At 60.2% G+C, this 24,608-nt stretch carries 25 protein-coding genes; 14 read left to right on the top strand and 11 right to left on the bottom strand.

Going from position 1 to position 24,608, the window contains the following annotated elements; all coding sequences use genetic code 11:
• Nucleotides 1–10: 10 nt before the first annotated feature.
• The 6 genes from N5D53_RS14735 (at nt 11) to N5D53_RS14710 (ending at nt 4,716) form a co-directional block, all read left to right on the top strand.
• Nucleotides 11–364 carry a hypothetical protein gene (locus N5D53_RS14735; RefSeq protein ID WP_064491737.1) on the top strand — a complete coding sequence of 118 codons (354 nt, stop codon included), beginning with the start codon at nt 11–13 and terminating at the stop codon, nt 362–364.
• Between the two features lie 280 nt (nt 365–644).
• Complete coding sequence (locus N5D53_RS14730) at nt 645–1,850, top strand: ISL3 family transposase (protein ID WP_104960601.1); 1,206 nt, start codon at nt 645–647, stop codon at nt 1,848–1,850.
• A gap of 250 nt (nt 1,851–2,100) precedes the next feature.
• Nucleotides 2,101–2,637, top strand: coding sequence for a Bro-N domain-containing protein (locus N5D53_RS14725; protein ID WP_104886581.1), 537 nt, complete (start codon nt 2,101–2,103; stop codon nt 2,635–2,637).
• Nucleotides 2,638–2,977: 340 nt separating this feature from the next.
• The gene (locus N5D53_RS14720) at nt 2,978–3,241 is read left to right on the top strand and encodes a hypothetical protein (protein ID WP_021784483.1); all 264 of its coding nucleotides are present in this window, start codon (nt 2,978–2,980) and stop codon (nt 3,239–3,241) included.
• 270 nt (nt 3,242–3,511) lie between these two features.
• The gene (locus N5D53_RS27675) at nt 3,512–3,961 is read left to right on the top strand and encodes a zeta toxin family protein (protein ID WP_322958667.1); all 450 of its coding nucleotides are present in this window, start codon (nt 3,512–3,514) and stop codon (nt 3,959–3,961) included.
• Nucleotides 3,962–4,386: 425 nt separating this feature from the next.
• Nucleotides 4,387–4,716, top strand: coding sequence for a hypothetical protein (locus N5D53_RS14710; protein ID WP_223843555.1), 330 nt, complete (start codon nt 4,387–4,389; stop codon nt 4,714–4,716).
• A 259-nt stretch (nt 4,717–4,975) separates the two neighbouring features.
• Here N5D53_RS14710 and N5D53_RS14705 read toward each other — a convergent pair whose 3' ends face one another.
• The gene (locus N5D53_RS14705) at nt 4,976–5,305 is read right to left on the bottom strand and encodes a type II toxin-antitoxin system RelE/ParE family toxin (protein ID WP_064492301.1); all 330 of its coding nucleotides are present in this window, start codon (nt 5,303–5,305) and stop codon (nt 4,976–4,978) included.
• A complete protein-coding gene (locus N5D53_RS14700) occupies nt 5,295–5,534 on the bottom strand; it encodes a type II toxin-antitoxin system RelB/DinJ family antitoxin (protein ID WP_064492302.1) in 240 nt (79 codons plus the stop codon). The genes N5D53_RS14705 and N5D53_RS14700 overlap by 11 nt, the downstream gene beginning before the upstream one ends.
• A gap of 818 nt (nt 5,535–6,352) precedes the next feature.
• Here N5D53_RS14700 and N5D53_RS14695 point away from each other — a divergent pair.
• From N5D53_RS14695 to N5D53_RS14660, 8 genes are all read left to right on the top strand, one after another.
• Nucleotides 6,353–7,591 carry an OprD family porin gene (locus N5D53_RS14695; RefSeq protein ID WP_104960953.1) on the top strand — a complete coding sequence of 413 codons (1,239 nt, stop codon included), beginning with the start codon at nt 6,353–6,355 and terminating at the stop codon, nt 7,589–7,591.
• A gap of 535 nt (nt 7,592–8,126) precedes the next feature.
• The gene (locus N5D53_RS14690) at nt 8,127–8,933 is read left to right on the top strand and encodes an NAD(P)-dependent oxidoreductase (protein ID WP_190869639.1); all 807 of its coding nucleotides are present in this window, start codon (nt 8,127–8,129) and stop codon (nt 8,931–8,933) included.
• A 22-nt stretch (nt 8,934–8,955) separates the two neighbouring features.
• Nucleotides 8,956–9,837 carry an SMP-30/gluconolactonase/LRE family protein gene (locus tag N5D53_RS14685; protein ID WP_190869640.1) on the top strand — a complete coding sequence of 294 codons (882 nt, stop codon included), beginning with the start codon at nt 8,956–8,958 and terminating at the stop codon, nt 9,835–9,837.
• Nucleotides 9,838–9,901: 64 nt separating this feature from the next.
• Nucleotides 9,902–10,873 carry a TRAP transporter substrate-binding protein gene (locus tag N5D53_RS14680; protein WP_010952323.1) on the top strand — a complete coding sequence of 324 codons (972 nt, stop codon included), beginning with the start codon at nt 9,902–9,904 and terminating at the stop codon, nt 10,871–10,873.
• Between the two features lie 65 nt (nt 10,874–10,938).
• Entirely contained in the window at nt 10,939–11,466 is a 528-nt protein-coding gene (locus N5D53_RS14675) for a TRAP transporter small permease (protein ID WP_104960950.1), read from the top strand.
• Nucleotides 11,467–12,747, top strand: coding sequence for a TRAP transporter large permease (locus N5D53_RS14670; RefSeq protein WP_104960949.1), 1,281 nt, complete (start codon nt 11,467–11,469; stop codon nt 12,745–12,747).
• A gap of 67 nt (nt 12,748–12,814) precedes the next feature.
• Nucleotides 12,815–13,738, top strand: coding sequence for a DMT family transporter (locus N5D53_RS14665; RefSeq protein ID WP_104960948.1), 924 nt, complete (start codon nt 12,815–12,817; stop codon nt 13,736–13,738).
• Nucleotides 13,739–13,763: 25 nt separating this feature from the next.
• Nucleotides 13,764–14,633 (top strand): aldose 1-epimerase, encoded by an 870-nt coding sequence (locus N5D53_RS14660; protein ID WP_279840507.1) that lies wholly within the window; start codon nt 13,764–13,766, stop codon nt 14,631–14,633.
• Nucleotides 14,634–14,705: 72 nt separating this feature from the next.
• On the opposite strand, the gene N5D53_RS14655 is transcribed toward N5D53_RS14660, so the two are convergent.
• The 9 genes from N5D53_RS14655 to N5D53_RS14615 all read right to left on the bottom strand — a co-directional run.
• Nucleotides 14,706–15,602 (bottom strand): LysR family transcriptional regulator, encoded by an 897-nt coding sequence (locus N5D53_RS14655; protein WP_014589967.1) that lies wholly within the window; start codon nt 15,600–15,602, stop codon nt 14,706–14,708.
• Nucleotides 15,603–15,710: 108 nt separating this feature from the next.
• Entirely contained in the window at nt 15,711–17,747 is a 2,037-nt protein-coding gene (locus N5D53_RS14650) for a pyridoxamine 5'-phosphate oxidase family protein (RefSeq protein WP_279840506.1), read from the bottom strand.
• A gap of 27 nt (nt 17,748–17,774) precedes the next feature.
• Nucleotides 17,775–18,404, bottom strand: a complete 630-nt coding sequence (locus N5D53_RS14645; RefSeq protein WP_064492310.1) for a glutathione S-transferase — start codon at nt 18,402–18,404, stop codon at nt 17,775–17,777.
• A 169-nt stretch (nt 18,405–18,573) separates the two neighbouring features.
• A complete protein-coding gene (locus N5D53_RS14640; RefSeq protein WP_064492311.1) occupies nt 18,574–19,125 on the bottom strand; it encodes a UPF0149 family protein in 552 nt (183 codons plus the stop codon).
• A gap of 91 nt (nt 19,126–19,216) precedes the next feature.
• The gene (locus tag N5D53_RS14635) at nt 19,217–20,206 is read right to left on the bottom strand and encodes an asparaginase (protein WP_279840505.1); all 990 of its coding nucleotides are present in this window, start codon (nt 20,204–20,206) and stop codon (nt 19,217–19,219) included.
• Nucleotides 20,203–21,357, bottom strand: a complete 1,155-nt coding sequence (locus N5D53_RS14630) for a hypothetical protein (RefSeq protein WP_279840504.1) — start codon at nt 21,355–21,357, stop codon at nt 20,203–20,205. The genes N5D53_RS14635 and N5D53_RS14630 overlap by 4 nt, the downstream gene beginning before the upstream one ends.
• 10 nt (nt 21,358–21,367) lie before the next feature.
• Nucleotides 21,368–22,264, bottom strand: a complete 897-nt coding sequence (locus N5D53_RS14625; RefSeq protein WP_020193031.1) for a nitrilase family protein — start codon at nt 22,262–22,264, stop codon at nt 21,368–21,370.
• 145 nt (nt 22,265–22,409) lie between these two features.
• The gene (locus N5D53_RS14620) at nt 22,410–24,344 is read right to left on the bottom strand and encodes an FAD-dependent oxidoreductase (RefSeq protein ID WP_279840503.1); all 1,935 of its coding nucleotides are present in this window, start codon (nt 24,342–24,344) and stop codon (nt 22,410–22,412) included.
• Nucleotides 24,345–24,487: 143 nt separating this feature from the next.
• On the bottom strand, nt 24,488–24,608 hold a 121-nt coding region (locus N5D53_RS14615; RefSeq protein WP_243434162.1), incomplete at its 5' end, for a hypothetical protein.

Here is a 24,608-nt window from a genome sequence, read left to right as displayed (position 1 = left end):
CAGCCTCAGTATGATTGAGGCTCTCGCAAAGGTCATATCTACAATTAAGAAATGCAGCAGCGGCTCCTACTTTTCAGTCAACGGTGCCTGGGCGTTCTTAACCAGTTTCTTGAACAACTATCTATGGGTAGAACTGGGGAAAATTCCTGTTTTAGGCAGTGCTTTTGAAGCCTTAAGAAAAACGATAGACGAGACTGAAGCCGAGATTGAAAAAGTAAACTCCCTAGTCAAGCAAGATCTTGACAAGCGAGCAAAAACAGAAATCAAGGCGATTGGAACCGCAAACTTTGAATTTGTCACCTATGGAAAATCAGGCACGTTGATTGAGCGCTCATCCAGTTCAAATTTAGAAACTGAGTCCTAAGCTTATCCACTGCTATCGAAGCGATCAAAACCAAACCGAAAAATAGGTATCGATGAGACAATTTCAGACATGGACTACAGCTTTTTTGTTTGACGGCTTCGCCTGATGGAATTACCTTTTTTATCGGCGCCTAAGAAACGCCTCACGTAGCGGTCAATCCGCCCCGACAGATGCGGCTTTTTTTTGGTTCTTCACGGAATCCCGGGAAAGACAGAAACAAGAACGCCGGTTTGATGGATGATGTTCGTGCGAGCAAACACATCAACAAACCGGCGTTCTTGTGCACGATATTAATACGTTTCTGCCCTTTTGGGAGGGCTTTTCTGTCATTGCCATCAGGCCTGACGGCGACGATCTGCTGATCGACCTGATTCCGCAGCCCACTAGGTTCCCCACCTGCAGCGGCTGCCATCAGCCCAGCACCGCCATCCACGAATACTGCCAGCGTTCGATCCGTGATCTCCCCATTCTTGGCCATGCGGTACGGTTGAATGTGGAACTGCGGCGCGTTGGGTGTCGCGCATGCGGCAAGCGGATGGAGTCAGTCAGCTGGCTTGATCGCTATTCGCGTATGACCCAGCGCTTGGCCGAGGCCGTGATCCAGGCTTGCCAGCGGCTGCCTACCCTGCACGTCGCTGAGCTGTTTGACTTGCATTGGGACAGTGTGCGCTTGCTGGAGCGACGAGCTCTACAAGCCGCTCTAGAGAAGCTACCAAAGGCCCAGCCCAGGCGCCTGGTGATGGACGAGTTCGCCCTGTTCAAAGGCCATCGCTACGCCAGCGTGGTGCTGGACGCCGATACCCGCCGGGTTCTGTGGATTGGCGAAGGACGTAGCAGAGCGGCTGTCAGGCCCTTCTTTGAGGAGTTGGGGCCAGAAGGCTGTGCGCGGATCGAAGCAGTGGCGATGGACATGAACACCGCATTTGACCTGGAGGTACGCCAACACTGCCCTCAGGCACGCGTGGTCTACGACCTGTTTCATGTAGTCGCCAAGTATGGGCGCGAGGTGATTGACCGGGTACGGGTCGACGAAGCCAACCGTCTGCGCCATGACAAACCCGCGCGCAGGGTGATCAAGCAAGCACGCTGGCTACTGCTGCGTAATCCGGAAAATCTCAAGCGAAAAGATCAACAGGTGCACCTGAGGGATCTGCTGTCGGCTAACCAATCGCTGATGACGGTTTATCTGATGAAAGCAGAGTTAAAAGCGCTGTGGTCGCCCACCACCGCCTGGGGTTGGCGATCAGCCTGGAAGCAGTGGCTGCGTCTGGCTGATGAAAGCGCGATACCGGCACTGAAGCAGTTTGCTAAACGCCTGAAGGGATACTGGCGCGGCATCTTGAGCAGGGTGCGATGGCCGATGCATACGGGCCAGCTGGAAGGCATCAACAACCGGATCAAGGTGATCAAGCGGATGGCTTACGGTTACCGGGACAGCGAATTCTTTTTCATGAAGATCAAGAATGACTTTCCCGGCAATCCGTGAAGAACCTTTTTTTTGCCTGTGGTTTAATCCTGCGCGCAGAAAACGTGTTATGTCGGGAGCGGACTAATACAAGACCCGCAAGGGGAATACGTCCGGTCCGCTACGTGGGATTTCTTAGCTCCCGACACCCAGCCCTAAGAAAGCTGTAATCACGTAGAGGTAATGGAAATGCCCGTCAAATCCGATAGTTACAGGCTTTTCGCACATGCGTCTCGCCTGTGCCATGCTCAAAGGACCACGGAGGCCAGCCATGACTGACCTTCAAAAACCCTCTCTCTTCATCCGCCACAACCGCCCTCTCCACACCCTCTGGCTCGAATCCCAAGCCTGGTTCTGCGCCCACGAACTCGGCAGGCTGAGCGGTCACTTCTTCGACGAACACTGCATGCGCAAGCTCGACCCGGACCAGTACCGCACTGTGCCGCTAGTGCGCTATGGCAAATACCAGGAGACCACCATGGTCAGTGAGTCCGGGGCCTATACCTTGTTGGCGCATCACCATGTGCCAGAGAACCGCCATTTGCGCTGGTGGCTGACGCATGAGGTGGTGGCGGTGCTGCGTGATGCTCAGGCTGACGGGGCAGGCGATGCGCCCCGGCTGGGGCAGATGTGCTGGCCTGGTGGGCGGAGTGCGACGTTGCTTTATTGGCAGAGTGAGCCTTGGGTGAGGATGCGGGATATGCCGGTGGTGCTGGCTGGGGAAGTTGAGCTGCCGGGGCCGGTGGAGAAGCGCAAATTGAGTTGGCGCGAGTGTGCGCAGCGGGCGCTGCGGATGCATGGGGTTTAGCGGGCGATTTTTGTCTGTTCTGACCCTTTCGCGGGTGAACCCGCTCCCACACCGAACTCGGATGCCTGGACTGATTCCGTTAGCCTAAACAGCGTTTGCGTGCTCTGCTAATACGCGGTTCCGGCTATTGCAGAACCAGTGGGAGCGGGATCAGTCTACTGCCAGTCAGTGAGCCAATCGGGGCCGTTTTGCGGCCCTTTTTGGGCAAGCTATGCTGCTTTTGTAGGATTTTGATTCAACACTGCCCGCAAAAACCACACTCGCGGCCTTCTGGTTATCTGCCAGGGCTATTACACTGATGAGCAATCAATCTACGCGTGTGATCGAACCAGGAAAAGCTATGGCAACCTTGCGCGAAAACCAGCTTAGCGACGAGGCTATCGAGAATCTGGAGAACCAGATCCCAGAGATGGCTGCAGCTGCTACACGCCTTGCGTATTTCCGGGCTGTTGCAGCGGGGCATACGGTTGTCACTGTCGACAACAACCACATCATCGCAACCCACGCTGATGGCCATGTTGAAGTGCTTGCAGAAACCAAACCGAGCCTGAAGGTGAAGACCGGACAGCGCTTCACCGTGCGCAAGCTCAGTGGGCGCGCCTAAGCTTCGCGTTTTTGCCGGCCCTAATGGGTCTGGCAAAAGCACCATCAAGGACCAGATTCCAGCTCGGCTGGTCAACCTTTACGTCAATGCTGATGAACTTGAAAAGTCTGCCAAAACGACAGGGTTCATCGACCTGAGTGATTATGGTCTTGAGCTCACCGAGCAGGCATTACGGACCTATCTCACCCAGCATCCATTGATCATAAGGGCAGGACTGCAGGAGAGCGCAGGCCGGCTAACACTCGTAGGCCAAAAATCGAATTCCGAGGCGTGGATGTAAATTCCTACCACGCTGCAGTCATTGCAGACCTCATCCGCCATCAATTGCTCGAACGCAGAATCAGCTTCACGTTCGAGACAGTGATGTCCTCTTCGGAGAAGGTTCGATTCATGGAAACGGCTCAGCAGATGGGCTACCGGACCTACCTGTATTTCGTAGCCACCGATTCACCGCAGATCAATATTCTTCGGGTAGCAAACCGGGTCGATGATGGCGGGCATGACGTCCCGAGAGACAAAATTACCCAGCGCTATGCTCGAACACTCTCACTGCTTCCAGAGGCCATTTCCGCAGCAAATCGGGCTTATATTTTCGATAACTCCGGAGATGAGTCTGTCTTTCTTGCAGAGATTACTGATGGCGCCACGCTGGAGTTTCATCAGGACGACATGCCAGATTGGTTCATCAACGCCTACCTGAGCCGGGTTTGGGAATCTTGATGAACTGGCTGAAGGCAAGAGGAGTGCGACGGCACAGCTTCTGCTTTCTTGCATGAACTGCTGGAGCTAGGGAGCGCTCGATCTCATCCGGTCAGTCGCTCCGCAAAAAAGAGGCCCCGCCCACGCCGACAAGAGGGGTACGGCACAACGAGGTGCCGGGACTGGACATGCCAGTCTACGTGGTCGAGGGCGAGGCCAGATCTGAAAATAGCGCAGGGTTGCGGCCGGTCCACAGGCGATTGGATTGAATTTGTAAACCATGTCCTCTCCACACCCTCTGGCTCGAATCCCAAGCCTGGTTCTGCGCCCACGAACTCGGCCGGCTGAGCGGTCATTTCTTCGACGAACACTGCATGCGCAAGCTCGACCCGGATCAGTACCGCACGGTGTAACTGCTGCGCTATGGCAAGTACCAGGAGACCACCATGGTCAGCGAGTCCGGGGCCTATACCTTGTTAGCTCATCATCATGTGCCGGAGAACCGCCATTTGCGCCGGTGGCTGACACATGAAGTGGTAGCGGTACTGCGTGATATTCAGGCAGATGGGGCGGACGATGCGCCGAGGCTGGGGCGGATGTGCTGGCCTGGTGGACGCAGCGCTACGTTGTTGTATTGGCAGAGTGAGCCTTGGGTGAAGATGCGGGATATGCCGGTGGTGCTGGCTGGGGAAGTGGAGCTGCAGGGGCCGGTGGAGAAGCGCAAGTTGAGTTGGCGGGAGTGTGCGCAGCGGGCGCTGCGGATGCATGGGGTTTAGCGGGCATTGTGTTGCCTGTGCTGGCCTCTTCGCGGGTTCAAACCCGCTCCTACAGAGATCGCAGTTTGCCGGCGTTACCTAGCAAGCTGGTCTGCCTGACTTGGCAATGAGCCCTCTGGGCTGATGGGGGACCTGTGTGGGTTCATCGAGGCGTTGAACCGTCGCGAACACCGGCGAAGCCGGTGCCATTCACCGAGTCGGATTCTTCGCGGGCACGCCCGCTCCCACCGAAGCACAGCTCTAGCTTTGAGGCGGTGTTTTACCTTGAGATTTTGGCCTGGGGCTGCCAAACCCTATAGGCCCACTCAAGTCGCTCAGCAGCCTTTTTGTGAGCTTGGTCCCGCTCACGACGATCGACAGCGACGACAAGAACCACGATCTCTTGGTCAATGACCTGATAGACCAGCCTGTACCCACTGCTGCGAAGCTTTATTTTGTAGCAATCTGGCAGCGAGTGAAGGCGGTTTGCCTCGATTCGAGATTTCAGCAGGACCTCTGCCAGTTTCTTCTTGAACTGCTGACGCACGGTATCGCCCAGCTTCTTCCACTCCTTCAATGCGCGGGCATCGAAGTCGAGGCTATAGGTCATCCAGCTGGACCCTCACGCGCTGCGGAGAACCAAGACGCTCTTGTACGGTCGCAATGAGGTCTTCATCTTCCTCGGTCATAAGGACTGGCCTGAAGGGTAGCTTGCCCCGCTCAGCGACATATTGCAGAGCCTGCCGCATGAGCTCGGAGGGGGTTACACCGAGGCGCTCGAGCTCTTTGTAGGCGCGGGCTTTGAGATCATCGTCGACGCGGATGTTGATGGAAGCCATGGCTTGGCCCTCATGTAAAGACGACTGTCATTACAGCGCACTGATCTTGGTGATTCTGCAATGATGGATTGTTTGCCGGGGCCGCTGTGCGGCCCTTTCGCGGCACAAGGCCACCCAGGGAATCGCGTAGCACGGGAGATTTGCCAAGATAACTGGCGGCCGTGGCGCCAGGGAGCGCTCGATCTTAGCCGGGAAGCGTTGCGGAAAAGGAAGAGGCCTCGCCCACGCCGACAGGAGGGGTACGGCACCAACGAGGATGCCGGGACTGGACATGCCAGTCTGAGTGGTCGAGGGCGAGGCCAGATCTGAAGATAGCGCATGCTCGCGGATGGGACCACTGCTGATTCGATTTGATTTGTAAACCATGTCCCCGGTTTGAGGTGCGAGGCAGGCAATGGGGGCATGCCCGCACAGAGGATCGCGTACGGCGCGAGAGCCCCAGTCGTAGTATGTCTGTACAGAGTCCACGGTAGAGCTTCTGCAGCCCGGATTTCGCGTCCTTGGATCCTTATTACTCAGCTATCAGCCGTTGACAGCCCACCTTCCCCTTGCTAATAATCGCCCATAGTTGTACGACAACACATAACAAAAACAACAATCCGTGGACGAACCCATGTCGACACCCATCCCGCTGCACCCGCACCTGTTGCACACCCCTCTTCCCCCGGCCAGCTCGCGTACACCAGCCAGTACGTAGCGCCCGGTTACCGCGCATTCACCCCTGGCCCTGACCGGCCCGTTATCTACCCGCCCCTGCCGCAGGCCGCTTGCGCGTGCCCGGTGGACGGGCTGCCACACCCTTAGGGAGCACAACAATAATGAAAATCTGCCACACCCTGCCCTTCGCCCTGCTTGGCGCCGGGGTTATCGCCGGCCTGCCGGGCACCAGCCTGGCTGCGGGATTTGTCGAAGACAGCAAGGCCACCCTCGGGTTGCGCAACTTCTACATCAACCGCAACTTCACCAACCCCAGCAACCCGCAAAGCAAGGCCGAGGAGTGGACGCAAAGCTTCATCCTCGACGCCCGCTCGGGGTTCACAGAAGGGCCAATCGGCTTCGGCGTGGATGTGCTGGGGATGTGGTCGGTCAAGCTCGACGGTGGTGGCGGCACTTATGGTACGGCGTTGCTGCCTCGCCATGACGATGGCCGGCCAGCCGACGATTACGGGCGCCTGGCAGTGGCGGGCAAGGCGCGTATTTCCAAGACCGAACTGAAGATCGGTGAATGGATGCCGGTGCTGCCGATTCTGCGTTCGGACGACGGGCGTTCGTTGCCGCAAACATTTCGTGGCGGGCAGGTGACCTCCAACGAAATCGCAGGGCTGACCCTGTACGGCGGCCAGTTCCGCGGCAACAGCCCGCGTAACGACGCGAGCATGGAAGACATGAGCTACGGCGGCGGCGTGTCGGACCGTTTCAACTTCGTCGGCGGCGAGTACAAGTTCAACCAGGACCGCACGCTGGTGGGGCTGTGGAATGCGGTGCTGAAGGACGTGTACCAGCAGCAATACCTGCAACTGAGCCACAGCCAGCCGGTGGGTGACTGGACCCTGGGTGCGAACCTCGGCTACTTCCATGGCGATGACGACGGCTCCAGGCGCGCTGGTGAACTGGATAACAAGACCTACTCGGGGATGTTCTCGGCCAAGTACGGCGGCAGCACCTTCTGGGTGGGGCTGCAGAAAGTCGATGGTGATACCTGGATGCGGGTGAACGGCACCAGTGGCGGGACCTTGGCCAACGACAGTTACAACTCCAGCTTCGACAATGCCAACGAGCGTTCGTGGCAGGTGCGCCATGACTTCAACTTCGTCACCGTCGGGGTACCGGGGCTGACCCTGATGAACCGCTACATCAGCGGGCACGATGTGCACAGCGGGGGCGTGACCGATGGCAAGGAGTGGGTGCGTGAAACGGAGCTTGCGTATGTGATCCAGAGCGGGGCGTTCAAGGATTTGAGCGTGAAATGGCGTAACTCGTCGATTCGCCGGGATTACAGCAATAACGAGTTTGATGAGAACCGGTTGATCTTCAACTATCCGCTGTCGTTGCTCTGATCAAGAAATGCGGGTTTACCCGGGAATACGGTGGCGGCGGCGACGGTGAATGGCGGGTGGGGATTGGCCAGCAGGGCCGGCCCTTTCGCGGGTAAACCCGCTCCTACAGCGGCCTCAGTCCAACCTCCGATGTGTGTCCACCATTGATCAGGTGTAGGAGCGGGTTTACCCGCGAATACGGTGGTGGCTGCGACGGTGAATGGCGGGTGGGGATTGGCCAGCAGGGCCGGCCCTTTCGCGGGTAAACCCGCTCCTACGGCGGCCCGTGCCCAACCACCGATGTGTGTAGGAGCGGGTTTACCCGCGAATGCGGTGGCGGCGGAGACGGTGAACGGCGGGTGGAGATTGGCCAGCAGGGGCCGGCCTCTTCGCGGGTAAACCCGCTCCTACGGGCGACCGCGCAGGCCTTTCGCATTTTTTACCCGCAAAAAGGCCGGCAAAAGCCGCCCAAGCCTCATTGACAACACACAGAACCACCGCCAATAATCACCCAAGTCATACGACAACCTACAACAACTAACAACAAGAGCCGGCCATGACCACTACCCCCTTCAATCGCCTGCTGCTCACCGGAGCCGCAGGCGGCCTGGGCAAGGTCCTTCGCGAACGCCTGCAAGGCTACGCCGAGGTCCTGCGCCTGTCTGACATCAGCCCCATGGCCCCGGCCGCGGGCCCGCATGAAGAAGTCATTACCTGTGACCTGGCCGACAAGGCTGCGGTGCATGCCCTGGTCGAGGGCGTAGACGCCATCATCCACTTTGGCGGGGTTTCTACCGAACACGCCTTCGAAGAGATTCTCGGCCCCAATATCTGCGGCGTGTTCCACGTGTACGAGGCGGCGCGCAAGCACGGGGTCAAGCGCATCATCTTCGCCAGCTCCAACCACACCATCGGTTTCTATCGCCAGGATGAGCGCATCGACGCTCACGCGCCGCGCCGTCCCGACAGCTATTACGGGCTGTCCAAGTGCTACGGCGAAGATGTGGCCAGCTTCTACTTTGACCGCTACGGCATCGAGACCGTCAGCATTCGCATCGGCTCTTCGTTCCCGCAGCCACAAAACCCGCGCATGCTCTGCACCTGGCTGAGCTATGACGACTTGGTGCAACTGATCGAACGTGGGCTATCGACGCCCGACGTTGGCCATACCATCGTCTACGGCGCCTCCGACAATCGCACCGTGTGGTGGGACAACCGCCATGCCGCGCACCTGGGCTATGTGCCCAAGGACAGCTCGGAAGCCTTCCGCGCAGCCGTGGAGGCCCAACCGGCACCCGCCGCCGATGACCCGAGCATGGTCTACCAGGGCGGCGCTTTCGCCGTGGCCGGCCCGTTCAACTGACCCCACGCCAGGAGGCACGGCCATGAACTGCGAACTGATCGTCGACGTCCGTAACGGTACCGGCGAAAGCCCTGTGTGGCACCCCGGTGAACAGGCCCTGTACTGGGTAGACATTCCCGCTCGCCAATTGCATCGCTGGCAAGCGGCCGATGGCAAACACCAGTTCTGGCAAGGCGACGAGATGCTGGCCTGCATCGCCCGCAGCGGTCAGGGCTGGGTTGCGGGTATGGAAAGCGGCATCTTCCAGCTCCAGGCGAAGGCGGACGGCAGCCTGGACAGCCGGCTGCTCAGCAACGTGCAGCACGCCCAGACCGGCATGCGTTTCAACGATGGCCGCTGCGACCGTCAGGGCCGCTTCTGGGCCGGGACCATGCTGCTGGACATGCAGCAAGGTGCCCACGTGGGCGCGCTGTACCGGCATGACGGCGAAGGCCACCTGCACCTGCAGCAGGACGGCATGATCGTGCCCAATGGCCTGGCGTTCAGCCCCGACGGCAAGCGCATGTACCTGTCCGACTCGCACCCCAACGTGCAGAAGGTGTGGGCCTTCGACTACGACACCGACAGCGGCACGCCGCACAACAAGCGGCTGTTCGTCGACATGCGCGGCTACCCAGGGCGCCCCGACGGCGCCGCGATCGACCAGGATGGCTGCTACTGGATCTGCGGCAACGACGCCGGGCAGGTTCACCGCTTCACTCCTGACGGGCGCCTCGACCGCTCGCTCAGCGTGCCGGTGAAAAAGCCGGCCATGTGCGCCTTTGGTGGCGCCAACCTCGACACCCTGTACGTCACCTCGATTCGCCCCGCGGGCATCGACCTCGGCGACCAGCCACTGGCTGGCGGGGTATTTGCCCTCAACCCTGGCACCAAGGGCCTGGAGGAACCTGCCTACCGGGGCTGAGCCCCACTGCCACACCCACACTTGCACGCCCGAAACCGGATAATAAAAACCACGGAGTTTCACCATGACGTTCAAACGCAAGCTGCTTCTTGCCGTACTCCCGTTCGCCTTCAGCGTGGCCATGCCCGCCTCGGCACTGGACATCAAGTTCGCCGAGATTCACCCGGCCGGGTACCCGACCGTAGTCGCCGAACAGAACATGGGTAAAAAGCTGGAAGACGCCAGCAATGGCGAAATCACCTTCAAGATGTTCGCCGGCGGCGTTCTGGGTTCTGAGAAGGAAGTGATCGAACAGGCACAGATCGGTGCCGTGCAGATGACCCGTGTCAGCTTGGGGATCGTCGGCCCGGTGGTGCCGGATGTGAACGTATTCAACATGCCGTTCGTGTTCCGCGACCATGATCACATGCGCAAGATTATCGACGGCGAGATCGGCCAGGAAATCCTCGACAAGATCACCAATTCCGATTTCAACCTGGTGGCCCTGGCCTGGATGGATGGCGGCTCGCGCAGCATCTACACGAAAAAGCCGGTGCGCAGCCTGGAAGACCTCAAAGGCATGAAGATTCGCGTACAGGGCAACCCGCTGTTCATCGACATGATGAACGCCATGGGCGGCAACGGCATCGCCATGGACACCGGAGAAATCTTCAGCGCCCTGCAGACTGGCGTGATCGATGGCGCCGAGAACAACCCGCCCACGCTGCTTGAGCACAACCACTTCCAGAGCGCCAAGTACTACACACTCACGGGTCACCTGATCCTCCCGGAGCCGGTAGTGATGTCCAAGACCACCTGGAACAAGCTCAGTCCCGAGCAGCAGGCGTTGGTGAAGAAGGTTGCGCGTGAAGCACAGATGGAAGAGCGCGCGCTGTGGGACGCCAAGTCCGCCGCCAGCGAAGAGAAGCTCAAGGCCGCCGGTGTCGAGTTCATTACCGTCGACAAGAAGCCGTTCTACGACGCCACCGCTTCGGTACGCGAAAAATACGGCGCGCAGTACGCCGACTTGATGAAGCGTATCGACGCTGTCCAGTAACCGCGCCCCTTTCTGAACGACCTCGGCAGCGCGGCGCCCGTCGCACTGCCGCTTTGGTGATGCCCATGAAAAACCTGTTCCTGCGTGTGAATGACACGCTGTACTGCACCTGCACCTGGGTTGCCGGCCTGTCGATCCTGACCATGTCGCTGATCATTCCGTGGGGCATTTTCGCCCGCTACGTGCTCGGCACCGGCGCCAGCTGGCCGGAGCCGGTGGCGATCCTGCTGATGGTGGTGTTCACCTTCGTCGGTGCCGCCGCAAGCTACCGGGCCGGGGCACACATGGCGGTGACGATGATCACCGACCGCCTGCCACCGCTGCAGCGCAGCCTGGCCGCGCTACTGGTGCAAGTACTGATGATTCTGGTGTGCGTGTTCATGACCTACTACGGCACGAAGCTGTGCATCACCACCTGGAACCAGTTTCTGGCGTCACTGCCGGGTGTGCGGGTGGGCATGACCTATGCGCCGATCCCGATCGGTGGCGTGCTGACCCTGGTCTTTGTGCTGGAAAGGCTCCTGCTGGGCGATCAGAGCCACCGCAATGTCATGCGCTTCGACCACCTGGAAGAAAACGAAGGAGCGGCATAAATGGATGCGTTCATTCTGTTGGGCAGCTTCATTGCGCTTATTCTGCTGGGCATGCCAGTGGCCTACGCCCTGGGGCTGTCGGCGTTGATTGGCGCCTGGTGGATCGACATCCCGCTGCAGGCGATGATGATCCAGGTGGCCAGTGGGGTTAACAAATTCTCGCTGCTGGCGATTCCGTTCTTCGTGCTGGCCGGCGCGATCATGGCCGAAGGCGGTATGTCGCGGCGGCTGGTGGCGTTTGCCGGGGTACTGGTGGGCTTCGTGCGTGGCGGGCTGTCGCTGGTCAACATCATGGCCTCGACCTTCTTCGGCGCGATTTCCGGCTCGTCGGTGGCGGACACCGCATCGGTGGGCTCGGTGCTTATCCCGGAAATGGAGCGCAAGGGCTACCCGCGCGAGTTCTCCACCGCCGTCACCGTCAGCGGCTCGGTACAGGCGCTGCTGACGCCGCCCAGCCACAACTCGGTGCTGTACTCGTTGGCGGCGGGCGGTACGGTTTCCATTGGCTCGCTGTTCATCGCAGGTGTGATGCCCGGGTTGCTGCTGAGCGCCGTGATGATGGGCCTGTGCCTGATCTTTGCCAGGAAGCGCAACTACCCCAAGGGTGAGCTGATTCCGATGCGCCAGGCGCTGAAGATTGCCGGTGAAGCGCTGTGGGGCCTGATGGCCATGGTAATCATTCTGGGCGGTATTCTGTCGGGCATGTTCACCGCGACCGAATCGGCAGCAGTGGCGGTGGTGTGGTCGTTCTTCGTGACCATGTTCATCTACCGCGACTACAAATGGCGCGACCTGCCAAAGCTGATGCACCGCACGGTACGGACCATCTCGATCGTGATGATCCTCATCGGCTTTGCTGCCAGTTTTGGTTACGTGATGACGCTGATGCAGATTCCGTCGAAGATCACCACGGCGTTCCTGACCCTCTCGGACAACCGCTATGTGGTGCTGATGTGCATCAACTTCATGCTGTTGCTGCTGGGCACGGTGATGGACATGGCGCCGCTGATCCTGATCCTTACGCCGATCCTGTTGCCGGTCATCACCGGTATCGGCGTGGACCCGGTGCACTTTGGCATGATCATGCTGGTGAACCTGGGGATCGGGCTGATCACACCACCGGTGGGCGCCGTGCTGTTCGTCGGCTCGGCCATCGGCAAGGTGAGCATCGAGTCGACGGTGAAGGCGATGCTGCCGTTCTACCTGGCGCTGTTCATGGTCCTGATGGCGGTAACCTACATTCCGGCCATCTCGCTGTGGCTGCCCAGTGTGGTGTTGTAAATAAAATCGGGGCTGCGAGGGGCTGCCAGGCAGCCCCCTTGACCCTACCTGCAAACGGATCCTGCACATGGCTGTCCCCTCCTCGGCTGCACCTCTATTCCCACGCAAACTGGCAATCGCCTTGCTGGCCCTGCTGGCCTGTTCGTTCGCCGGCAATCACATCGCCGCTCGCATCGCATTCGACGACGGCACCGGCGTGCTGCTGGCCATTCTCTGCCGCTCAGGTATCACCTTGCTGGTGCTTGCCTGCCTGCTGCTGTGGCAACGCCAGGCCCTAGGCCTGCCCGCCGGTACCCGGCACTGGCAACTGTTGCTTGGCCTGCTGATCGCCACCCAGAGCCTGTGCCTGTACTCGGCGGTAGCACGCATTCCGGTAGCCCTGGCGCTGCTGGTGGGCAACACGTTCCCGATGCTGCTGGCGCTGCTCACCTGGGCACTGGGCGGTGCACGCCCCACGGGCCGCACCGTGCTGTTCATGGGCCTGATCCTGTGCGGCCTGGTGCTGGCGCTGGATGTGCCGGCACGCCTGGCCGACAGCGCTGCGGCCAACCCGCACTGGGCAATAGGGGTGAGCCTGGCTTTCGGCGCGGCCTGTGCCTTTGCCTGTGCCTTGTGGATCACCGACCACAAACTGGCTGCCGTGCGCGGCCCTGTACGCAGCCTGCTGACCTTGCTGATCGTTTTCTCCAGCATGCTGGTTGCAGGCGCAAGCGGCGTGATGCCATCCGGTTTGTCACTGCCGGGCAGCAGCAGTGGCTGGGCGGCCCTGGCCAGCCTGGTGATGCTGTATGGCCTGGCCTTCAGCTTGCTGTTCGTCTGTGTCCCTCGCCTGAACATGGCGCAGAACGCACCCGTAATGAACGTTGAACCCATCGCCACGTTGTTGCTGGGTTGGGCCTTGCTCGACCAGCACCTGAGCCCTGTGCAACTGGTCGGCGCTGCGGTGGTGGTGTGTGGCATCGTGCTGCTCACCTACCGCCGGGCCAATTGATTGATCTTCCATAAAGGAGCCTTGCATGGCTGTGACCGAACTGCACCTGCAAGACCGCCTGACACGCCTGAGCCTGGCCCCGGAAATCGGCGCCAGCCTGGTCAACTGGCAGGTAAAGGCGACCGGGCAGGCGCTGCTGCGCCATACCGACGCGGCCGCGCTGGCCAGTGGTACGCCACGACGCCTGGCCTGCTACCCGCTGGCGCCGTGGTCCAACCGTATTGCCGAGGGTGGGTTTGCGCGCCCCGAAGGGTGGCAGGCGCTGCTACCGAATACCGGGCATGACCCTTACCCGATTCATGGCAGCGCCTGGCAGCAGGCCTGGCAGGTAGAACACCACAGTGAACAGCATGCTCGGTTGACGCTGGACAGTACCGTGCCGTTCGCCTACCAGGCCACGCTGGATGTGCACCTGCATGAAGGTTGCCTCAACCTGGACCTGCATCTGATGCACCTGGATGAGCCAGCTACCTGGTGCGGGCTGGGGCTGCACCCCTACTTTCCGCGGTATCCCGATACCAAGTTGTACGCAGCCGCACGCAAAGTATGGCTGGCAGAGGATGGGCGGTTGCCATCGTACCAGGCCGAGGTGCCCGAACAATGGCGCTTCAATGCCATGGGGCGTTTACCCGAGACGGTGGTTGATCACGCCTTCAGTGGCTGGCCAGGGGAGTGTGTGATCGAACAGCCCAGCGCGGGTTATCGACTGGCGTGCAGTGCCAGCGGGGCTGAGCACTTCTTGCTGTTTTGCCCGCAAGGGCAAGGCTTTTTCTGCTTTGAGCCGGTTAGCCACCCCATCAATGCGCACCACCTGCCAGGGCGACCAGGATTGCGGTTGCTGCACCAGGGGGAGGCAATGAACCTGGGGTTCAGGATGCAGTATCGGGCGTTGTGAGCAGGTTGCCTGAAAAAGGGCCGCCACGATAGCGAACATTGTCTGGCATCCTTTTCGACCCGCTGTACGACGTTAATCCAGCTGCTGATCGCGCAATCCTTGCGCCAGCATGTCGATAAAGGCCCTGACCTTGGCCGACCCGTACTTGCTTTCGCGGTGCAGCACATGAATGGGCCAGGGCGCCTCTTCGTACTCGGCCAGCAGCACCTGCAACTGCCCGCTGGCCAGTTCGTCTGCCACCTGGTACGACAGCAGCCGGGCAATCCCCAGCCCGCCGCTGGCAGCTGCGATTGCCCCGTCATTGCTGGTTACCGTCAGCCGTGGCTTCATGCGCACCAAGGTCGGCTCGTCGGTCACTCCGAAGCGCCAACCCGCCCGCGGCGACAGGTTGGTGGTGCCGATTATCGCATGCCCGGCCAGGTCCGACGGGTGCTTCGGCACACCATGGCGCGCCAGGTAGTCGGGCGAGGCACACAACATGCGCCGCACCCTGCCCACCCGCAACGCCTTCAACCCGGAGTCGGGCAACGGCCCGATGCGCACGGCCACGTCCATGCCCTCCTCGACCATGTTCACCACGCGGTCGAGAAAAAACGCGGAAACGTCGACTTCCGGGTACTGCTGCAGGTAACGGACGATGCACGGCATGACGAACTTCTTGCCGAACAAAATCGGCGCGGTCACCGCCAGGTCGCCCCTGGGCGTCGCGTTGATGCCGGCAGCGGCTTCATTGGCCTCGTGGATACTGGCGAGGATGTGCCGGGTGTCTTCCAGATAGCGGCCGCCGGCCTCGGTCAGACGCACGCTGCGGGTTGTACGCAGCAACAGTTTGACCCCGAGCTGCTCTTCCAGGGCGCTGACGGCGCGGGTGACGGCGGCCGCAGAAATGTCCAGACGGCGGGCAGCCGCGGCGAAGCTTTCCAGCTCGCCGACGGCGACGAATACCTTCATCAGGTGGATCTGGTCCATGCAGGCTCCTGAGGGTAATGGGGCGTGCGGATTATCGTTCATCTGGATGCGTGGTGTTAGCTGTGCCGGCCTCTTCGCGGGCAAGCCCGCACCTGCGACTGGCTTGAATCAGACATCCAGCACCAACGCCTGCATACCCTCCTCCCCCTTCGCTGGCACAGCACAACAGATCAGCACCGACCCTGCCTCCGGCAACTCTGCCGGCGGATTCGGATAATGCACCTGGCCGCTCACCAGCCGGGTCTTGCAGGTACCACACGAACCACCCCGGCAACTGAACTCCGGTGCCAGCCCACGCGCCTCGGCCAGTTCCAGCAAGGTGCCGCTACCGGGCACCCAGCGAGCCTCCTTGGCCGACGCAGCAAAATACACCGGCACCGGTTCGTCGGCGGCAGGCGGCTGTTGCAAGATTGGCTGATCTGCGTCGGTGTGCCGCCGCAGCGTCGACGGGCAAAACGCTTCGGCGTGAATCCGCGCATCCGGCACATGCACCCCACGCAGCCCTTCGTAAAGCTGCTGGGTGAAGCTGCCCGGCCCACACAGGTAGAAATCGTAGTCGTCCAACGCCAGCGTGGCCTTGACCTGTTCGATACCCAACCGGCCGGCAAACTCGTAATCACGACCGACCTGCGCGTGCCCTTCAGGCTGGCTCAGGGCGCGGTGAACCTGCAGTAGATCGCCAGCCTGTTGCCGCAAGGCCGCCAGTTCCTGCTGGAACGGCAAGTCGGCCAGGCTGCGTGCGCCATGGAACAGATGAATGCGCCGGGCCTGCCCTGTCCTCAACTGCTGGCGCAGCATGGCCAGCAACGGCGTGATGCCCACGCCCGCGCCGATCAGCACCAACGGGCGCGTGCTTTGCTGGTCAAGCGTGAAGCTGCCCATCGGCGGCCGCACATTCAACACCTCGCCGGCCACAACGTGCTCATGCAAATACCGCGAAGCCGGGCCCTGGGCTTTGACGCTGATGCGCAAGAATCCATCGTCGGGGGCACTTGAAAGGCTGTAGGTGCGGATCAGCGCCGGCTCGCCATCACGCGTCACCTGCACAGGCAGATGCTGGCCAGGGGCAAAGGCCACACGGCAGCCTGCCGGTGGTTCGAGATAGAACGAGCGGATGTCGCGGCTTTCCTGCTCCACCCGCAGCACCCGCCAGGCCAGCCATTGGCGCTGTTGTTGCCGCTGCTCCAGGCGCGCATCGGCCTCGGCCCAGGTACTGGTCATCAGACTGGTCGGCGCGTACTCCTTGAAAGCCCAGCGCAGGGCAACGGCTGCCGGACGCCACACCACCTGCTCGACCTGCAGTGTCCATAACCGCTCAGCGCCTTCAAAGGCCTGGATGGCCGGGCTGTCCAGCAGCACCTCGGCACGCCCGTACAGTTGCAACACATTGCCATTTTTGAAGTCGATGAACAGCAAGCCGGCCCGCGGGTTGACCACCAGGTTGCCCAAGGTGTTGAAATGCAGATTGCCTGCATAGTCGGGAATCGTGAGCCGATTGCCTTCGACCTTGATGAACCCTGGCCGGCCACCACGGTGGGAGACATCCACCGAGCGCTGGCCGTCAGCATGCTCGACATAGCTGGCGACGAAGAAGGTATCGGCCGCCTGGATCATGCTGACGGTTGAGGTATCCAGTGTTGTCGCATCGATGCGCCCGAGGGCGGGTTCGGTGACGCGGGTGTAGTCACGCAACTGGATGTACTGCGGGCAGTTGCCAAACGCCTGCTCTACGGCCACTTGCAGTTGCCCTTGGGCAGCGTGGCGGATCTGCCCGTTGATGCGATTGCGCCGACGGGTGTGCAGTTCGATCCCCAGCAGGCCGACCGCCTGCCCGGCTGCCAACCCGGGGGTGGCGGGGTCATCTGCTGGCAACGTGGTATGGATCGTCAGCATACGAGGGTCAGGCGAGCTTACGAACCCTTCCGGCCCTTCCAGCAGCGTGGCCCAAGGCCGACCCTGGGCATCCACACTGGCGGCGACCATGAACGGTAACTGGTGATAGAACGTCCGGTGCTGGTCGGGCATGTGGTCACGAATGACCTTTTGCCCGAACGCCTCCATGCGTTCTGCTACACCGACCTTTTCCTGCAGGGTCTTTTCACCCGCATGCCAGGGCGAGGGGCGGTGATCAGGAGATTGTTGCATGGCGGCGTTCCTCGCGATGGCGGGGTTTCAGGCGTGGGTTTGCAGCCCGATCACGGTGCGCGGCATGGGGACGAAACGCGGCAGCGCCTCGATCCGCGCCAGCCAGTTGCGCACATTGGCATAGGGCTCCAGCGACACATTGCCTTCGGGGGCGTGAGCGATGTACGAGTAGTTGGCAATGTCCGCGATGGTGGGTGTGCTACCCGTCAGGAATGGCGTGTTGGCCAACTCGGCATCGATCACCTTGAGCAAGGTGTGGGCGCGGGAAATCACTTCGTCGGTATTGAACGAAGCCCCGAACACCGTGACCAGGCGGGCGGCGGCCGGGCCAAAGGCCAGCGGGCCGGCAGCGACTGATAGCCAGCGTTGCACCCGGGCGGCGGCGGCAGGTTCTTCGGGCAGCCAGGCACCGTTGTCATACTTTTTGGCCAGGTAGACGAGGATGGCGTTGGAGTCGGCAATCACGGTGCCGTTGTCATCGATGACTGGAACCTGGCCGAACGGGTTGAGGGCGAGGAAGTCCGGCTGCTTGTGCGCGCCTTTGGCCAGGTCGACGAACACCAGCTCGGTGGGCAGGTTCAGTAGCGAGAGCATCAACTCGATGCGATGGGCATGGCCAGACTTGGGGAAGTTGTAGAGCTTGATCGGGTTCGACATGGGCTTGGCTCCTGGTCAGCGCCGGGATGGGGCTGATGGAGCACATGCTGCACTGGATCGGCTGGCAGCAGAATCAGTGCGCAGGGGAAACCATAATTTCGCAGGGCGGAATAATGGTTTCCAAACACTTGCGCTGGCGCCTGCAGGTGAGCGCTAGCCAACGATCCGATCAGTGCAGCTTTTTGAAATGTCGGTACAGCCCACGCGCAGCCTCGACCACCTGCGGTACACAGGCCTGGATATCCTCTTCGCTCATCTGGTCCAGCAGCTCGAAATTATCTTCCAGCCCATGTAGCGAAATGGCCTTGAGCAGCAGGTCCTGCTCCGGTGGCAACTCGCCCCAACCGGCAATCTGGGTACCGCGCATGTAGCCGAAACACCACTCCTCCATCACGATCACAGTGCCCTGTTCGCCCTCGCTTTCCTCGAACAGCGGCTCGAACTGGTCGACACCATTGCTGAGTTCTTCTGCCACCTGGCTGGCATAACGCAGCATCAATGCCGTGTAGGCCTCCTCATGCGCGGGCTTCTTGAACTTCGGTACCTTGCCACCCGCCACCGCGGGCAGCCATTGCTCCGGGATGACAGTGATCGGCGAACTGGCCAGCGCGACGAAAAAGCCATTGAGCTCGGCCAGGTTCAGCACCGAGTAGTCATTGCCATAGGTGATCAGCAGGTCTTCGAGGCGGTCGAGTTCTTTTTTGCTGAGTACGGGGAGCATGGGTAAAAATCCTGGGGAGCAAAAGTGTGTGCACCCTAGCACAGCAACGCCGGAAGGGCTGCCCGCGCGAACGACTGCGCGGGCAGATGGTTCAGGGCTGCAACCAGTCCTGCAGCTCATGTTGCCGGTCGGTGCCTATCAGCAGCCACAGCAAGATGCGGCATTTGCGCGGGCAGAGTTGCCCAGCCATGTAGACGCCTTTTTTCTGCAGGTCGATCTCTGCACCAGCAAACCCGTAGGTTGCCCGGGCTGTAGGCCCCCTACCTGTGCGCGTAGCAACCATTACCGGCAAGGTGGGCGCCAGGTGTTCCAGCACTTCGGACCAACTGGCGGAAACATGCCCAGCACCGAAACCGGCGATGACCAACCCCTCATAACCCAAGGTGGCCACAGCCCGCAGCAGCGCCGTGTCTGCGTCCAGGCAGGCTTCCAGCAGGGCAACGCGCTGGTCGGTGCGATACGGTAACGGCAACACTTCCCGTCGCCCGGGCGGATAGCGATACAACACAACACCCTCCACAACGTCGCCCAACGGGCCACATCCGGGCGACTCGAATGCCGCCATCGCCAGGCTGGCCGTCTTGCGAACCCTTGCCGCGCAGTGGACCTGATCATTCATGACCACAAGCACACCTCGCCCACGGCTGTCTTGTGCCAATGCAACCTGAGCCGCAGCCAACAAGTTGGCCGGCCCATCATTGCCCGGCTGACTCGCCGAGCGCATGGCACCGGTCATCACCAATGGCACATCGAATGGCCAGAGCAGATCCAGGAAATAGGCCGTTTCCTCAAGGCTGTCGGTCCCTTGGCTCAATACCAAGGCCTGAGCCCCGCGCTCCACCTCGCCCCGGGCCCATGCCAGCACCTGCAGCAACGTCGCGAAGCCCAGCGATGCACTGGGGAGCAGGCACAATGAAGCAACGTTCAACTGCGCCATCTCGCGCAACTGTGGAACCTGAAGCAATTGCCGCTCACAATCCAGGCTTGGCGTTACACCATCCCCGACAGCACAGGCCTGCATACTGACCGTGCCGCCCAGAGTAGCGATCGACAGCCTGGGCAGGCTCGAATGTTCGCTCATGCTTCTCCCCCCACAAGCAACCCGACTACCGGCACGATGCCAAGCGTGCAGATGGCCATCGACACCACATTGCCGATGTAGCCATGCACATAGGCCGGCAACCGCTGAGTGATCGCCACTGCCAGCGGCGGAGCCACCAGTGCACCCAGCACTGCACTGGCCACCACCACTTGCCAGCTGCCGCCATGTGTCAACACCGCGGCCGGGACGATCGACACAATCGGAATGTAGGTAGGGTACCACCCACGGGCTTTCCACTGTCCACGCCAGAGTAGAACCCCGACCAGGGATGCCAGGGCCTGCCCGGCCACTATCTGCATCACCAGCATAGAACCGTAGGACAGTGCAGCCGGGCTCAACAGGTATGCCAGCAACACACCCAGCAATAGCCCGAGGCTGGCGAGCTCATTACCAAAGAATGGGGCTTCGCTGAAGTCGGCCAGAACGCGCCGCAAAGTCCAGACCACACCGTAGTCAGGCTGATTGACAACCGGCGCCACGACGGTGGGTTCACCGCATTGGCGTACCCATGAAGGAAAGCGCTTGCACAGGATGAAGGCCACCACGCTTGCCACTGCCATGCCACTCACATTGCCCACTACCACTGGTAACTGCAGGGGATAACACAGGTAATTGACCATCAGCAGGCTGGCCGGTGTTACCAGTAGTGCCCCCAGTAGCGCCCCTGTGATCGTCACCCGCCAGCCCGCACCAAAAAGCAAGACCATGGCTGCCGGCAATGACACGAAGGCAACGAACGTTGGTTGCCAGATGCCACTGGCCAAGGTCCATCCCCACAACGCATGGCTGAGCAGCAAGCCCAAAAGCGAGCTGGTAAACACCCATGGCCATAATCCGCTGCCATAACAGATGGCAAAGCCCTGCCAGCGGTACCCTCGCAGCTGCGCCCAGTGCGCCAGGCAAGCCCCCAGCAGCAAGCCCAGCGCGGGCAGTTCGTGCTTGTAGAAAGCCACTTCACTGATATCACCAACAATCCAGCGCAAGCGGCTGAGCGGCTCATCGAGCGTCGCCACCCTCTGTGCATAATCCAGCCATTGGCCATGGCCAAGGCTTGCAGCGAGAAACACCAGCAGGCAGCCGAAAATCAACGCAAGCCAATACTGCTGTCGTGAGAAGAAGAGCGTGTTCATTCGCAACTCCTCAACGTGGCATAGGTGCATGCAAGCGATAGCCAAGGGTGGCATCGTAGAGGTCGGTGCGCCGGTCTCTTGGCAGGTCGTTGAGGCTGTTCCAGATCGGTGCCGAGCGTGCACTGCTCAAATCGACATCGGCATAGATGATCTCCTCGGCTTCTGCACTGCCCACCTCGCCGATCGGCCAGCCATTGGTACCGGCGATCAGCGAGCAGCCCAGGAAGCGCCCGCCCCGCTCGCTGCCGACACGGTTCGCGGCGGCGATATAAACGTTGTTGACATGCGCTGCCGTCATGGTCAGGTACGAGGCCATGCAGCGCCCTGCATCATCGAACAACGGCGGCGGGGTCCATACCCAGTTGTTGAGGCTGCAGATGATGTCGGCACCTTGCGCGGCCATCACCCGTGGTACTTCCGGGAACCAGATGTCCCAGCAGATCAGCAGGCCGATACGGCCGATAGGCGTCTCGAATACCGGGAACCCCAGGTCACCGGGGGTGAACCAGAGCTTTTCCTGGTTCCACAGGTGCGCTTTGCGGTAATGCCCAAGCAGGCCTTCGGGGCCAAACAGGACAGCACTGTCGTAGAGCTTCAGCCCGTCGCGTTCAGCAAACCCCGCAGCCAGGTATACCTGGTATTGCCTGGCGAAGTCCGCCCAGGTTTTCAGGCAAGGGCCGTCCTGCAGCACCTGCGCATGGGAATAGGCTTCGGCACGGGAGTTGAAGGTGTAGCCCGTGTTGGCCAGTTCAGGCAGTACGATCAGGTTCGCACCTTCGCGTGCTGCGCGCCGGGCCAATGCCAGGCCTCTGCTCACGTTACTCTCACAGTGCTCAAGACCGACCTGAGGGTCGTACTGGATGACAGCGATACGTACGGGGCTGACGGGGGAACAGGATTCAGACATGGCGGCTTCCTTTTTGTGGTTGTTTTGGAAGGACGCCAGTAAAGCGATGTTGGGTCAGGGAGCGACAGTCAGGAGAGTCCTATGGGACCAGAGGAAAGTCACATAATGGCAGTAGGACTCCCCCTACAAAATGGCCCGTACGCCGTTATTTCCCAACCTGATAGTGGGGGTAGTACTCGAGGGTAAAACCGCCATTGAACTGGGCTGACGTGTTGTTGCAGAGGTTGATGACCGTATCGATTGCCGTGCGCAAACACGGCTCGGTCCATCCAGCGTCAACGGAGAAGGACTCGCCAGCCAGATACAGCCCTGAGCGCGCACTCAGGTCTCGGTTGTATTTCATCAGGTTTACAGCATCAAAGTAGGTACCTGCCCTATACAACTTCGCGCACCCGAGCGCATTTCGGTCTGTGATCCAACGCTGTATGCAAATATTTCGAGTATCGACGTAAGGCGAAATAGCCTCCCCCACATTGGTGCAGCGTAGAAGGATCCGATCGAGCTCCTTCAGGCATTTGCTCGCCAACTCCACATCAGAGAAGGCTGCCAATTTGGTCGCGTCATCCTCCCAGGTATAACTGAGGAGAATGCAGTCATCTGGATAGCTATCGTTGTACCGATAGGCATAGACATCGTGCACAAAGCTATCGGTAATCAGAATTTGCGGCATCGGCTTGTGGTCGAGGAAACTTTTCTTCAACGGTGCATAGACCTTGCAACTGGTCTCCCAATGGGCATGCTTCCAGGCATCGATAATCGGCTGCGGCAACATCTGGCGGGTGAAGCCGCTGAGGTTGATGTTGGTTTCGATCAGCCATGACGGAGTGGTCATGATCACGCTATCGAAGTCTTCATATTCGGTGCTCTCGTGTAACGGATCACTGCATCGCCAACGGTACCCGACCCGAATACGGCCATCTTCCAGCTTCTGCACCGCACACACGGACGTATCTGTCAGTAGACCATCACTTGTTTTCAGAAGATGTTCATATAGCGAGATCCCACCCATGCCGACGTCCAGGTGCAAAAGGCTTTCGTCGAGGGCCGCAAGTCCGAGGTAGGCTGGCCCTTGAAACGGCAATCCCCTGCTATCAGGGACATTGTTTGCTTCAAGATGCGGCGCAGTGTAAGGCACCCCTCTTGAATCCACACGGCCATGCACCAACTGCAAATGACTGCTGAAACCAAAGATTGCCGTACGTAGCGGGTACAGGCAGCAAACATCATAAAATGCTCCCCAGCTGCCATCGCCAATACCGATTGCATAGAAAATGGCTGACTCGTCACTGCTCATGCCCAAACCGCCAAAGTCCCCGGGGTTTTCAGGGTCCCAGGCAGTAAGGGCGGGCAAATGCACCAGATCCCTGAACGACAGTCGATGATAGCGTTCGACGATTTCCCGCCATATCGACTCCCAGCTTGACGTTCCGTAAACCGCGGCAACATGTTCAGCAAATTGCTGAGCAAAATTGCGCCATTTCTCGTAGACCTGTTGCAAGATTGCCGAAGGAGGTAGGGTTTCGCCTGACGGATTACGCCAAATCAAAAGACCCGGGTCACCTTCCCCTTCTAATTGACCTTCGCGAAGATAAATCCCCGTGGCATTCACCCAAGGTGTACCTGGGTTAGGGAAGTCAGAAATCCGCAGCTCGAACAGCTTTGCGTAATAGGCCATAAGCGAGCGACCCTCTTTAGGCGCCTCTCCAGTCCTATTGAAGAACGGCATGCGCATCGCCCCCATTTCAAAAGGGGTTGCAGGTTGCTTGTGGCTTGCTGAGCTGTTCACGACCGTCAGGTGTCGCCCGCCTACACGCCGGGACTGCTCAATCAAGGTGATACGTTTGAAACCACAGCGCAATAACTCGCGGGCAGCAGTCAGCCCGGTAACTCCGGCACCGACGATGCAAATGCGGTGATCGGGTTGTGTGGCACGTGCGACGCCGCCCTCTTGTTCGAGAAGCCGGCGGTAGTCGAAGCAGAGATCCGGGGGGTTAGGGAAACGCGCGGCCCACGGCTGCGTGGGCAGTAATGGGTCGATGGCCAGATCGGCAGGATGGTTGTGTGTTGAACCAATAGTCATGTTCTCGTGTTCTCCATGAGTAGAGAACCTGAGAATGATCAATTGCGAGAGGCGTAAAGTGGTTGCTATGCACCACCCGACGGCACCTACAGGATCGTGAGATACCTGTGGGTGCCGGCTTACAGCGATAAGGTCGTCAGGGCTTACACCGCCAGGGCGCGCTCACGCAGCTCGCTGTTGAGGATGCGGTCGTTCTCGCTGTAATCGACCGGGCAGTCGATCACGTGCACACCCGGGGTCTTGATGCAGTGCTCCAGCAGCGGA

It is taken from the genome of Pseudomonas sp. GD03862 (genome assembly GCF_029840855.1).
Lineage (GTDB): Bacteria > Pseudomonadota > Gammaproteobacteria > Pseudomonadales > Pseudomonadaceae > Aquipseudomonas > Aquipseudomonas alloputida.
Note: the sequence above shows the minus strand (reverse complement) of the source record. Positions and strands in the feature narration are given on the sequence as shown.